The sequence below is a fragment of the Agrobacterium deltaense RV3 genome (assembly GCF_900013505.1).
Taxonomy (GTDB): Bacteria; Pseudomonadota; Alphaproteobacteria; order Rhizobiales; family Rhizobiaceae; genus Agrobacterium; species Agrobacterium leguminum.
Genome location: NZ_LT009745.1, coordinates 639,871 through 652,924 on the forward strand (window position 1 = coordinate 639,871; position 13,054 = coordinate 652,924).

Genomic DNA, 13,054 nt, shown 5'->3' on the forward strand with positions numbered 1-13,054 from the left:
CAGGAATGAAAGGCCAACTCATGTCCTCAGAAATAGATTCTTCCAAACTTCTCGATCGCGCCAGCCAGCTTGTCGATCTTGCCCGCGCCGCCGGTGCGGATGAGGCGGATGCCGTTGTCGTCCGCTCCCGCTCGCAATCGGTCGGCGTGCGGCTTGGCAAGGTGGAAAGCACCGAATCCTCCGAAAGCGACGATTTTTCCCTGCGCGTCTTCGTTGGCCGCCGGGTGGCAAGCGTTTCGGCCAATCCGGGCTTCGACCTGAAGACCTTGGCGGAACGGGCCGTCGCGATGGCGAAGGTTTCGCCGGAAGACCCGTTTGCCTGCCTCGCGGACAAGGAACGGCTGGCCACTTCCTATGACGATCTTCAGCTTTTCGATGCGACGGAAGTGTCGGCCGATCAGCTGCGCGAGGCAGCCCTTGCTTCGGAAGAGGCAGCACTTGCGGTCAAGGGCGTCAGCAATTCCTCCGGCGCCGGCGCATCGAGCGGCATGGGCGGCCTCGTGCTTGCCACCTCGCACGGTTTTTCCGGCAGCTATATGGGCAGCCGCTTCAGTCGTTCCGTCAGCGTCATCGCCGGCGAAGGCACGAAGATGGAGCGCGACTACGATTTCGACAGCCGCCTTTATTATGCCGATCTCGATGCGGCTGAAGAAATCGGCCGTCGAGCCGGTGAAAAAGTCGTGCGCCGTGTCGGCCCGCGCCAGGTCGATACCGGCAGCAACATCACCGTGGTTTTCGATCCGCGCATCGCCCGCGGTTTTGTCGGTGCGATTGCCGGTGCCATCAATGGCGCTTCGGTTGCCCGCAAGACCAGCTTCCTGCGCGATAAAATGGGCCAGCAGGTTCTTAAAAAGGGCCTTTATCTCACCGACGATCCGCAGATCGTGCGCGGCCCGTCCTCGCGTCCCTTCGATGGCGAGGGCGTGCGCGGCGAGAAGATGACGATGATTGAGGACGGTGTTCTCAAGCACTGGTTCCTGTCCACCTCGGCGGCGCGGGAACTCGGCCTTGAAACCAACGGTCGCGGCGTGCGCGGCGGCACGGCGGTTTCGCCGGCCTCCACCAATCTGGCGCTGGAGCCAGGCGATCTCTCGCCGGAGGACCTGCTGCGACAGGTCGGAACCGGCTTTTACGTCACCGAGTTGATCGGCCACGGCGCCAATATGATCACGGGTGAATATAGCTGCGGGGCGAGCGGTTTCTGGATCGAGAACGGCGAAAAGACCTTTGCGGTTTCCGAGGTCACCATTGCCTCGAACCTGAAGGACATGTTCATGCGGGTCACGCCGGCTAACGATATCGACCGCAAATACGGCGTCGCGGCCCCGACGCTCGCCATTGAAGGCATGACGATCGCGGGCAAGTGAGACGGCCTGCGGGTTGTTTTCGCCGGCACTTTGTGTGCAAGTGCGAGAAGAAAAACGGGCGCGCCGTGTGAGGCGCGCGGAAAAGACGGCAAAATGAACGATATGGCTGAGGCCCGCTGGGCCTCCGATCTGAGGCTGGTGCTTGAAGCCGCCCGCAAGGCGGGCGAGACGGCCCTCGGTTTCTTCCGCAAGGATCCCGAGGTCTGGTGGAAGAATGGCGGGCTTTCGCCGGTCAGCGCGGCCGACTACGCCGCCAATGAAATTCTCGAAACCATCCTGCGCTCCGCCCGGCCGGAATACGGCTGGCTCTCCGAAGAGACGGATGACGATACGGACAGGCTTTCCCGCTCCACCGTCTTCGTTGTCGACCCCATCGATGGCACCCGCGCCTTCATCGGTGGCCGGGATACCTGGTGCGTCAGCGTCGCGGTGGTGCATGAGGGCCGGCCGGTGGTCGCGGCCCTTGTAGCCCCGGCGCTTGCCGAGGAGTTCACCGCATTGGAAGGCGGCGAAGCGCTGAAAAACGGAGCGCCCGTTTTTGCCGCGCGTGAAAATGCCGGCATCTTCCATCTGGCGGCGCCAGAAGACGTGATCACGCATCTGCCGGAAGAGGTGCGGGGTGGCGTCAAGCGCATTCCGCACGTACCCTCGCTCGCCTACCGGCTGGCCATGGTGGCGGATGGCCGCATCGACGGAACGCTGGTCAAGGCCAACTCGCACGAGTGGGATCTCGCCGCCGCCGACCTCATTCTGGAGAAGGCCGGCGGCCGGCTGGTCGGGCTGGATGGAAAACCTCTGATGTATAATCGCCGGCAGGTGAACCACCCCGCATTGTGCGCTGCAGCAGATTATGCGCTGCCTGCACTTTTGAAAGCGTTTTCACATCTGTCTGACAGTTGACGTTTGCCGGGAAATCCCGCAGATGAAGGCCTCTCTCAGAGTTTAAGAAAGAGACAAAGACATGACGGAATCTGGCAAACAGAAACAGCTGCTGCACCTCGTATTCGGCGGCGAACTGGAAAACCTTCAGGATGTTCAGTTCCGGGATTTGAACGCGCTCGATATCGTCGGTATCTATCCGGACTATGCTTCCGCGCTCACCGCATGGAAGTCCAAGGCGCAGATGACCGTCGATAACGCCCATATGCGTTATTTTATCGTGCATATGCACCGTCTTCTCAATCCGGACGACAAAATTTGAGTCCTTTTGCCCTTGCGTTGTAATACTATTGGGTGAAAGCGAGTTTTTCCGTGATTCCTGCGCGAGCGGCGCAGGCCGGGAATACCGCGGCGAGAAAATGTGATCGCGCTTTCGTTTCCGATGACAAAAAATGACGCAATTTGAGAAGAAGTAGGCGGCGATAACAACCAAAAACAGGGGAAGGGCATTGCGCGGAATGATCAAGGGCAGAATGTCATGAGCAGCCGTATCGCACGTTTCGCTCTTTCCGGTTACCGCATTGCCGGTATCGCCGCTTACCCGTTCGCGAAGCCCTATCTTTCCTATCGGGCGGCGAAGGGCAAGGAAGACAAGCGCCGTCGGCTTGAGCGTTTCGGTTATGCCAGCGCCGAGCGCCCGCGCGGGCCGCTGGTCTGGTTCCATGCCGCAAGCGTGGGTGAAACGCTGGCGCTTATTCCGCTGATCCGCGAAATCCGCAAGCGCGATATCTTCGTGCTTTTGACCACCGGAACCGTCACATCGGCCGAACTGACCCGCACGCGGCTGGGCGACGATGTGATCCATCAATATGTGCCGCTCGATATCAAAATCGCGGTCAACCGTTTCCTGACCTACTGGGCGCCGGATGCCGCCATCACTGCGGAATCGGAAATCTGGCCGGTGACGATGATGGAGCTGGAACGCCGGCACATTCCGCAGATCCGGGTCAATGCGCGCCTCTCCGACCGTTCCTTCGACCGCTGGAAAGCCCGGCATGACATTGCTGAATCGCTGTTTTCCAAGCTGGCGCTGGTGGTTGCGCAGTCCGATCTCGATGCCGAACGTTTCCGCGATCTCGGCTCCTGGCCGGTGGTGATTTCAGGCAACCTGAAGGGCGACACCGACCCGCCGCCATGCGACGAGGCGCTGCTGGAGAGCTATCGCAAGCAGGTCGGCAATCGCAAGACATGGGCCGCCATCTCCACTTTCGACGGCGAGGAGAAGGCTGCCGCCACCGTGCATGCGGCGATCAAGTCGCGCAATGGGCAACTGACCATCATCGTGCCGCGCCATCCCGAGCGTGGGGACGATGTCGAGGCGATGCTGAAGGGCATGAATCTTTCGGTCGCCCGCCGCAGCCGCAATGACGTGATCACCCCGGAAACCGATATTTTCCTCGGCGATTCCATCGGCGAAATGGGGCTTTACCTGCGGCTGACCGAGCTTGCCTTCGTCGGCCGCTCCTTGACTGCCGAGGGCGGGCAGAACCCGCTGGAACCTGCGATGCTCGGCTGCGCCGTTCTGTCTGGCGCACATGTGCAGAATTTCCGCGAGGCCTATCAGAAACTGATCCGCGCCGGCGGCGGTCGTATCATCCGCGATGTGGAGATGCTGGCCAAGGCGGTGCATTATCTGCTGGTCAACGACAATGAGCGTTACAAGATGATCGATGCCGGCAACCGGGTCATTCAGGATATGCGCGGTGCGCTGTCCTCCACCGTCAAGGCGCTGGAACCCTATATCAATCCGCTTACCGTTTCCGCCAAGCTGCAACCGCGGAGCGCCATCGGTTCATGGTAGCGGATATCGAACTCAACGCGGCGCAATCGATCGCCGCAGTCCTTTTCGACAAGGACGGCACGCTTCTCGGCTATGACGCCAGCTGGGGTCCGGTGAACCGCGAGCTTGCGGCGATTGCCGCTAAAGGCGATCCCGTTCTTGCCGACCGGCTTCTTTCCGCCTGCGGCATGGACCCCGTTACCGGTCATGTGGTGCCGGACAGCCTTCTGGCCGCCGGCAATACGGCGGAAATCGCCGCCGGTCTGGTTGCCGCCGGCTCGCCCTGCGATGTCGGGGAACTGACGGCGCGCCTCGACCGCTTGTTCACCGAGGCAGCGGATAAATCCGTGCCGGTGACCGATCTCAAGGCGTTCTTCGCAAGGCTGAAGGCCCGCGGCTACAAGCTCGGCATCGCCTCCAGCGACAATGAAAACTCCATCCGCCAGACGGCCATCCGCTTCGGTTTTGAAAAGGACGTCGATTTTGTCGCGGGATATGACAGCGGTTACGGCACCAAGCCGCAGCCCGGCATGGTTCTTGGTTTCTGCGAGGCGATAGGCTTCCCGCCGGAGCGTGTGGCGGTGGTCGGCGACAATAATCACGATCTGCATATGGCGAAGAATGCCGGTGCCGGTTTGCGTATCGCCGTTTTGACGGGAACAGGCTCGCGCGAAAGCCTCGGCGCGGATGCCGATTTTTGTTTCGATGACATCACGGCGCTTGAAGCGCTTTTGCCGGAACGGGCTCTCTGAGCCCGGTGGAATTTCCGCCGGGCCGGGTGCGGCTCCATCAAGCCCGTTTATTCCATTTTTGCAATTTACGGTTTTTTCTGGCAAACAACCTCCTGACATGTGACGGGCGAACGGAATGCCGTGGGCGACGCGGCCGGGAGCGGGAATAGATGGTTTCTGAAGCGCCGCCGTTCTGGTGGCAGAAAGCGGGCTGGCAGGCGTGGCTCCTGTCTCCTTTCTCGCTTCTTTACGGCAAGATCGCCGGCCGGCGGATGCGAACGGCGAAGAGGGCAAGCGTTGCCGTTCCGGTCATCTGCATCGGCAACTTCACCGTGGGCGGCGCCGGCAAGACGCCGACGGCGATGGCAATTGCGAGAGCCGCCGTTGCAAAGGGCCTGAAACCCGGATTTCTCAGCCGCGGTTACGGCGGCACGCTCGACGTCACCACCCTTGTCGATCCCGGACAGCACCGCTCGGCCGATGTCGGCGATGAGCCGCTGCTCCTGGCGCGGGAGGCGGTCACGGTCATTTCCCGCAAGCGCGTGGAAGGCGCACACCGGTTGGTGAAGGAAGGCGTCGATCTCATCATCATGGATGACGGTTTCCAGAGCGCACGCCTGACGCTGGATTATGCGCTTGTCGTCATCGATACGATGCGCGGCATCGGCAACGGCCATCTCGTGCCGGGCGGCCCGGTGAGGGCGCCGCTTGCCGAGCAGATGCGGCACATGACCGGGCTCCTGAAGGTCGGCAATGGCCATGCGGCCGATGCCCTGGTCCGGCAGGCGGCAAAGGCCGCCAAACCCGTCTTCGTGGCGGCGATCACGCCGCAGGAGCCGCAGGATTTCAGGGGAAGACGCGTGCTGGCCTATGCGGGCATCGCCGACCCGGCCAAGTTCTATCGAACGGTCGAGGCGCTCGGCGGCGATATCGTGCTGCAGCGCTCCTTCCCGGATCATCACCATTTCAGCGACGACGAGATCGCCGATCTTCTGCAGGACGCCGATAAAGAGAACCTGCAACTGGTGACGACGGCCAAGGACGCGGTACGGCTTAACGGGCACCACGGCCGGGCGGAAGAATTGCTGTGGAACAGCCTGGTGATCGAAATCGACATGGTGTTCGACGACCCCAACGCGGCCGCGACGATCATCGATACGGCGGTGAGGAACTGCCGTGCGCGTCTGCTGCGGGACAATGCGCGGACGTCGCTTTAGAGCACCGAAGAAGATAAACCGCCGTATACTCACTTCCCCTCATTCCTGTGCTTGTCACAGGAATCCAGTCGACGCGCGTCCGCGCGGCGGGGAGAGTTCTTTCAGTCCAAGGACTTGGGCTGGCTGGATCCCTGTGACAAGCACAGGGATGAGGGGAGGCACACGCGCCATACTCAATGCGCCGCTTCCCAACTCACGCCGGCAAATTGCCAGCCTTCTTTTCGGCTTCCAGCGAAGCCGCCGCATCCACATAGGCTTCCTGCCGCGCCACGCTCCAGTAGCGCAACTCATCTACGGGGATTGTCTTGCCTGTCACGGAGCAGATGACGTGCGAGCCGGTCTGGACGATGCGGAAGTCACCGTCGAGATATTCGATGACGGCGAGGCGGTTGCCGCCTCCTTCAAATCTGTTCATCCGTTTTCGTCTCCTGCTCTGTCCCGTCAGGGCACCCAGTCCGAAACGGCGCAGCGTTTTCCTGAACAATTGGGTGCTCCAGTTTCTCAAATTTATATAGCCCGGCGCGGCGCAAGGCCAGCCCCACCGTTCGTGCGTGTATGAAGCGTCAGCTACGGCCGAAGAGCCGTTCTATATCGGAAAGTTTCAGTTCGATATAGGTCGGACGGCCGTGATTGCACTGGCCGGAACCCGGCGTGTTTTCCATCTGCCGCAGAAGCGCATTCATCTCCTCCGGCCGCATGCGCCGGCCGGACCGCACCGAGCCATGGCAGGCCATGGTGGCTGCGACATATTCCAGCTTGTTGGCAAGCGTGGAGGCGGCGTCCCATTCGGCGATCTCGTCGGCAAGCTGGCGCACCAGCCCCTGCACATTGACCTCGCCCAGCATGGCGGGCGTTTCGCGAACGGCAACCGCGCCCGGCCCGAAGCGCTCGATGACAAGCCCCAGCGCATCGAAACCGGCGGCATGATCCATCAGCCGGTCGCAATCCTCTTCCGGCAGGTCGATGATCTCGGGGATGAGCAGCACCTGCGAAGGCGGCCGCCTGGAATGCAGCGCATTGCGCATCTGTTCGAACACCAGCCGCTCATGCGCGGCATGCTGATCAACGATGACGAGGCCGTTTTCCGTCTGCGCGATGATGTAGTTCTCGTGCAGCTGCGCCCGTGCCGCTCCAAGCGGATACACCAGCGGCTCTGGTGAAGAGTCAGGGGAGGCCTCGTAAGCCTCGCGCGGTTCGGCCCGCGCCGTCGGCATGGTGATATCGGAAAAGCGCGATTGCACCGCTTCGGCAAATTGCATGTTTCCGGAAACGGCGAGCGGCCGCGACGGGGACGTGGCCGCGGACCATGGCGCGGGGGCCGCCATGGAAGGCGAGGGCCGGAGGCCGGACGGGCTGTAGCCGGGGCGGAAGGCGTTCATCATCTGGCTCGCACCCGTCGTTGCGGCCCTGTCGCCGTCGCGGGTCAGCGCCTGCCGGATCGCGCCGACGATAAGCCCGCGAATGAGGCCTGGATCGCGAAAACGCACATCGGATTTTGCCGGGTGCACGTTCACGTCCACAAAGGCGGGGTCGAGCGTGATGGACAGCACCGCGACCGGATATCGCCCATGCGGCACGGTTTCGGCATAGGCGCCGCGAATGGCGGATAAAAGCAGCTTGTCCTGCACCGGGCGGCCATTGACGAAGACATATTGATGCGCCGAGTTACCGCGATTGAAGGTCGGCACGCCGGCAAAACCGGAGAGCGTCACATCCTCGCGCCCGGCATCGATTTCGATGGCGTTGTCCTTGAACTCGGCACCGAGGATTTGCGCCATGCGGGCAAGATGGTCGTCACCGGTCGAAGGGATTTCGAGCGTCGAGCGGTCGGTGCCGGAGAGCACGAAACGGATATGCGGAAAGGCGATTGCCATCCGTTTGACGACCTCGGTGATGGCCGCCGCCTCCGCCCGTTCCGTTTTCAGGAATTTTAACCGCGCCGGCGTGGCGAAGAACAGGTCGCGCACCTCGACGATGGTGCCGGCATTCGAGGCGGCGGGCCGCACATCGGACACCTTGCCGCCGGTGACGGAAATCACCGAACCCTGTTCCGCGCCCTGTTGGCGGCTGGTAATCGTCAGCTTGGCGACCGAGCCGATGGAGGGCAGCGCCTCGCCGCGAAACCCGAGCGTGCGGATATCATCAAGCGTATCGGAAATCTTCGAGGTGCAGTGACGCCTGACCGCAAGCTCCAGATCGGCGGGCGACATGCCGCAGCCGTTGTCGGTGATCCGCACCAGCCCCTTGCCGCCGCCCGCCGTGGCGATCTCGATCCGGGTCGCGCCGGCGTCGATGGCGTTTTCCACCAGTTCCTTCGTGGCGCTGGAAGGTCTTTCGATGACCTCGCCGGCGGCGATCTGGTTGATGAGGGTTTCTGAAAGCTGCTTGATGGCCATGATCGTCATTTTCGCGGATTCGCCGTGGCTTCGAAAGCAAAAAACTCGAACTGCGGAAATTTGCACATGTTTTGCGGCCTGTCCGGCATTCGATCATTTCCGTCAACTTGGCGTTAAGCGTTAATCCGCCTTTAATCGGCCTTGATTATGGTGAGGCGGCTTGAAATGACCGCAGGAACGGGGCCGCCTTCGCCGGGCGGTGTGTGACGTCGACTATGGGTGAGCGTCATCTTCCCCTCAAGACTGCTTCAAGTTGCAAACCCTGATGTCTCTTTTTCGGAATTTTTCGTTTCATCCCGGCATCAGCTCCGGACGATTCCACTAGAAACATAAGCCTGACCCCTGAAAAACAGGCGGGAGTTTGCAGTTGAGTGATTTGGCGTCCTCTGGCGCGGGCGTTCATACGGTGATGCTTGATGCCCTTTGCGACGCGCTTGGCGCGGCGATCGTCGTTTACGACCGGAACGATCACATTATTTTCGCAAGCCGGAAACTCTTGAGCTTTTTTCCGCTGGAAGAGGCCGTCGTTGGCCCGGGCGCACGGCTGCGCGACTATCTGAGCGCGCTTTACGATTGTTATCTGCTCGAGGCGGAAAGCCTCGCCGCCAATGCTCGCCCGCTCGGCCGGGAGGAATGGATCGGCGAGCGGCTGGCGCTGCACTGGAAGGAAAGATCGGAAAAAACCGAGCGGCTGAAGGGAGAACGCTTCCTGCGCTTCGTCATGAACCGCCTGCCGTCGGGCCTCGGCATCAGCGTGGTGGCGGATATTTCCGAACAGAAGAAGCGCGAAGAGCAATGGCGCATCGACCTCGAGCGCGTGCAGCTCATCGAGGATATTCTCGACAATCTGCCGTTTCCCGTCTTCGTCAAGGACCGGAACATGGCCTATGCCGCCGTCAACAAATCCGCCTGCGCCTTGGTCGAAACCAGCCCCGAGAGCATTCTCGGCCGCACCGTTTTCGATCTCCATTCGCGCAAGGTCGCCGGACGGATCGATATTGCCGATCGCATGGTGCTGGATAGCGGCACGCCGAGCGTCATCCCCGAAAGGGTGCGGCGGCTGAACGGCGAAGAGGTGCTGACCATCACCCGCAAACAGCGTGTGGGCAGGCCCGGCCGATATTTCCTGGTGACGACGATGGAGGACGTGACCGCTCTCGCCACCATCGATGCCAACGGCATGCCCGTCATCCCCTCGCTGGAACATGTCCCTTTCGTCGCCTCCACTTACGGCAGGGATGAGGAAACGGACAAGCGCAGCGGCGTTTTAAAGAGCAAGGCGGTGCTGATCGTCTCTGAAAACGGACGCTTTGCGGAAGCCGCCGGTCGCCGGCTGACGGCAGGCGGCATGGACCATGCGGCGGTGACGAGCGAGGACGAGCAGCGTGCCTTCATCGACGTCGCGGCCTCCGCCGGTGTGAGCATCGATGTGGTCGTTGTCGACGCCCAGATGAGCGTCGCCTGCCTCGATATTGCCGCCGCGCATGATCTGCCCGTCGTCACCATCGAGGAAGAGGAAATAGACGCTTCGCTGTTGCATTATCTTGCGGCCGGGCTGCAATCGTCCCCGAAGGAAAAAACCGCCGACGAGGACTGGGAGATCATGACGGAGGACCTGCCTGAAATCCTCAAGACCGGCGGCGTCTGCGATATACTTCTCGTCGAGGATAACAGGGTCAACCAGATCGTCTTTTCGCAGATACTCGAGGGTCTCGGGCTTTCCTGGCGGCTTGCCACTTCGGGCGAGGAAGCCCTGCGTCTCTTTGCCGAACAGCCGCCTTCCGCCGTCCTGCTCGACACGACGCTGGGCGATATCGACGGCTTCGAGGTCGCGCGCCGCATGCGCAGCCTTTGCGGCGAAAAGCACATTCCCATCGTCGGTGTCATCACCCACGCTTTCGAGGGCGATCTCGATAAATGCCGGGCGTCCGGCATGGACGACATGCTGCTGAAGCCCGTCAGCCCGGATATGGTCGAGGCGGTTTTCCTGCGGCTTTTCGGCAAGGATGTCCTGCGGCTGCAGGCATGACGTAGCCTTTGTCAGGAGGCTATGGCTTTTTTAATACTTGCCCTGCATTGTGAGCGCGGTCGACACAGGATTCACGAGATGCAGGAATGAAACGGGCAGAGCCGCAAACGTTGCAGGTCAGCCAGAACGAGCTGCAGGCGATGGCCTACAGCGACCCGCTGACGGGGCTCGGCAACCGCTACCGTCTGCGGGACAAGATTCGCATGCTTGCCAGCGAGCGCTCCAGCGATCCCGCGCCCTTCACGGTCGGCATCGCCAATATAGACGGCTTCAAACCCATCAACGATCTGTTCGGTGTGCAGGCGGGTGATGAAATCCTCTGCCAGGTCGCGCACCGGCTGAAGGCCTGCATTCCCGATGGCGCGGTCGTGACGCGCCATGACGGCGACGAATTCGCCTTCGTGCTGCCGCTGGTGTTCGAGCGCACGGGCGCCGAGCGCATCGGCAACATGATCAAGGACGTGCTTTCGGCCCCTTACGATCTCGGCGACCGTAACGTCCGCCTGTCCTCCTCCTTCGGTTTTGCCATCTATCCCTTCGCCGGCGATGAATTCGAGGATTTGCTGAAAAGCGCCGAGACGGCGCTCTATCGCTCCAAGAGACGTGGCCGCGGCCAGATCACGGTCTATTCGCGCGAAATCGCGCAGGAAATGAAGCGGGCCACGCAACTGGAACAGGCGCTTAGAAACGCCATCATCACCGATGCCATCGACGTGCATTTTCAGCCCATCGTCAGGCTGGAAGAGGCGAAGGTCATCGGTTTCGAGGCGCTGGCCCGCTGGAACGATCCGGACCTCGGTTTCGTATCGCCCGCGGTTTTCGTGCCGCTTGCCGAAGAGCGCGGCTTCATCGACGCGCTGTCGGAAGCTCTGCTCCGAAAGGCGGCGGAGGCAGCCCTGTTCTGGCCGCGTGAACTCTTCCTGTCCTTCAACCTCTCTTCCGCGCAATTGATGGACCCCAGCACGGCGGACAATATTCTCTCCATCCTCTCGCGTGTCGGCCTAGATCCGCACCGGCTGGAGCTTGAAATCACCGAAACGGCTGTGATGACTTCCGCCGATACCGCCCAGCGCATCATCAGCGAGTTGCAGAGCGCCGGCGTTCGCATTTCTCTGGATGATTTCGGCACCGGCCAGTCGAGCCTCGGCCGCTTGCGCGATTTCACCTTCGACAAGGTGAAGATCGACCGCGCCTTCGTCTCGCGCATCAGCAGCGACCGCCCTTCCGAACATATCATCAAGGCCATCGTCGCCATGTGCGAAGGGCTCGATCTCGAAGTCGTGGCCGAAGGGATCGAAGAACGGGCGGAAGAGGAAAAGCTGCGCGCACTCGGCTGCGCCATGGGCCAGGGCTATTTCTACGGCCGCCCCGCCGATGCCGCCGCGACCCAGCGCTATCTGCACGAGAATTACCGCGAGATATTGTCGGATATTTCCTGAGGCGGTACGGCTTGGCCGTGACGCTTGTTGGAGAAAACTGCATCTCGGCCAAGCTTGTGTGCGCCGGCGCATCCCCACAACCCTCATTCCTGTGCTTGTCACAGAAATCCAGCCGACGCGCGTCTGCGCGGCGAAACGACTCCTTTCAGCCCAAGGACTTGGGCTGGCTAGATTCCTGTGACAAGCACAGGAATGAGGGAGGTCGTTTCGGGAACAACCCTTGCCAGAAGGCTCTCCACGTTTTGTTGCGTGCGGCCTGCGCCGCGCCTTAGAGCCTGTAAAGCGGCTCGAACCGGCCCTTCACCTCAACCCCCAGCTCGAACGTCAACCCATGCTGCGGGTTCGCGGCAAGGGCGTCGTCATCGAGATTTTCGCGCGCCGAGGTGACGAGAAGGCGCGATGCGTCGGGGCCGATGAAGGCCGGGCAGGTCGTCTGTGTGCCGGGCACCTCATATCGGGCAATGTGATTGCCGTCCGCATCGTAACGATCCACAGCGCCCACGCCCCAGCGGGCGTTCCAGATATGCCCTTCGGCATCGCAGACCGACCCGTCGATGCCGCCTTTGATACCGGTGGAATCGATGAAGACTTCAGCCTTGCCTGCGGGAAGGCCGGTCTCGGCATCGAGCGGCACCCGCATCAGCTTGTTCACCTTGGTATCGACGTAATATCCCGTCGCGCCATCGGGAGAAAAGCAGATCGAATTCGGAATGCTGATCTCGGCAAACAGCTTGGTCACGGTGCCCTTCGCGACATGATAGATGCTGCCCGCGCCGGTCTCCGCCTTGCGGCCCATGGTGCCGATCCATAGCGCGCCGGAGGGGTGCATGCGCCCGTCATTGGAGCGGTTGCCGGGCAGGTCCTTTTCCAGCTCCGCATGCAGCGTCAGCACGCCGGTAGCCGTGTCGCGCAGGAAAAGCCCGTCATCGGAGGCGATCAGCTGCTTGCTGTCGCTGACCTTGGCGAGCGCACTGCCCATGAAGGGCAAAGCGTGCACGGTCTTGCGGCCGGAGGCGAGGTGCAGCTCATGCAGTTCCCGCTCGAGAATATTGAACCACCAGGCGGTGCCGGTCGCAGGGTCGAAGGTCGGGCCTTCGCCGAGCAGCATCGGCGTTTCATCCAGAACACGTCCGGCAAAGGGAAAAACAGTCGCCAA

11 protein-coding genes are annotated in these 13,054 nt (G+C 61.7%); 8 read left to right on the forward strand and 3 right to left on the reverse strand.

Going from position 1 to position 13,054, the window contains the following annotated elements; genetic code table 11:
• Positions 1 to 20 precede the first annotated feature (20 nt).
• The 6 genes from AGR7B_RS03185 to lpxK all read left to right on the forward strand — a co-directional run bounded on the left by AGR7B_RS03185 (position 21) and on the right by lpxK (position 6,034).
• Positions 21 to 1,367, forward strand: a complete 1,347-nt coding sequence (locus AGR7B_RS03185) for a TldD/PmbA family protein (protein ID WP_003522934.1) — start codon at positions 21 to 23, stop codon at positions 1,365 to 1,367.
• A gap of 93 nt (positions 1,368 to 1,460) precedes the next feature.
• Positions 1,461 to 2,267: a 3'(2'),5'-bisphosphate nucleotidase CysQ gene (locus tag AGR7B_RS03190; RefSeq protein WP_080856002.1), complete on the forward strand. Its 807-nt coding sequence runs from the start codon at positions 1,461 to 1,463 to the stop codon at positions 2,265 to 2,267.
• Positions 2,268 to 2,328: 61 nt separating this feature from the next.
• The gene (locus tag AGR7B_RS03195) at positions 2,329 to 2,568 is read left to right on the forward strand and encodes a DUF4170 domain-containing protein (protein WP_003494094.1); all 240 of its coding nucleotides are present in this window, start codon (positions 2,329 to 2,331) and stop codon (positions 2,566 to 2,568) included.
• A 216-nt stretch (positions 2,569 to 2,784) separates the two neighbouring features.
• Entirely contained in the window at positions 2,785 to 4,107 is a 1,323-nt protein-coding gene (gene waaA, locus AGR7B_RS03200) for a lipid IV(A) 3-deoxy-D-manno-octulosonic acid transferase (protein WP_003521024.1), read from the forward strand.
• Positions 4,101 to 4,838, forward strand: a complete 738-nt coding sequence (locus AGR7B_RS03205; protein WP_080852597.1) for an HAD family hydrolase — start codon at positions 4,101 to 4,103, stop codon at positions 4,836 to 4,838. The genes waaA and AGR7B_RS03205 overlap by 7 nt, the downstream gene beginning before the upstream one ends.
• A 149-nt stretch (positions 4,839 to 4,987) precedes the next feature.
• A complete protein-coding gene (lpxK, locus tag AGR7B_RS03210; protein ID WP_080856003.1) occupies positions 4,988 to 6,034 on the forward strand; it encodes a tetraacyldisaccharide 4'-kinase in 1,047 nt (348 codons plus the stop codon).
• A gap of 193 nt (positions 6,035 to 6,227) precedes the next feature.
• On the opposite strand, the gene AGR7B_RS03215 is transcribed toward lpxK, so the two are convergent.
• Both AGR7B_RS03215 and mutL read right to left on the reverse strand, forming a co-directional pair.
• Entirely contained in the window at positions 6,228 to 6,449 is a 222-nt protein-coding gene (locus tag AGR7B_RS03215; protein WP_080856004.1) for a DUF2093 domain-containing protein, read from the reverse strand.
• 148 nt (positions 6,450 to 6,597) lie between these two features.
• Positions 6,598 to 8,430 carry a DNA mismatch repair endonuclease MutL gene (mutL, locus tag AGR7B_RS03220; RefSeq protein ID WP_080856967.1) on the reverse strand — a complete coding sequence of 611 codons (1,833 nt, stop codon included), beginning with the start codon at positions 8,428 to 8,430 and terminating at the stop codon, positions 6,598 to 6,600.
• 409 nt (positions 8,431 to 8,839) lie between these two features.
• Between mutL and AGR7B_RS03225 the strand changes: the two genes are divergently transcribed.
• On the forward strand, positions 8,840 to 10,459 hold the full coding sequence (locus AGR7B_RS03225) for a response regulator (RefSeq protein ID WP_162934147.1): 1,620 nt from the start codon (positions 8,840 to 8,842) through the stop codon (positions 10,457 to 10,459).
• Between the two features lie 86 nt (positions 10,460 to 10,545).
• Positions 10,546 to 11,898 (forward strand): putative bifunctional diguanylate cyclase/phosphodiesterase, encoded by a 1,353-nt coding sequence (locus AGR7B_RS03230; protein ID WP_003521030.1) that lies wholly within the window; start codon positions 10,546 to 10,548, stop codon positions 11,896 to 11,898.
• Between the two features lie 268 nt (positions 11,899 to 12,166).
• Here AGR7B_RS03230 and AGR7B_RS03240 read toward each other — a convergent pair whose 3' ends face one another.
• Positions 12,167 to 13,054, reverse strand: a complete 888-nt coding sequence (locus AGR7B_RS03240; RefSeq protein ID WP_080856007.1) for an SMP-30/gluconolactonase/LRE family protein — start codon at positions 13,052 to 13,054, stop codon at positions 12,167 to 12,169.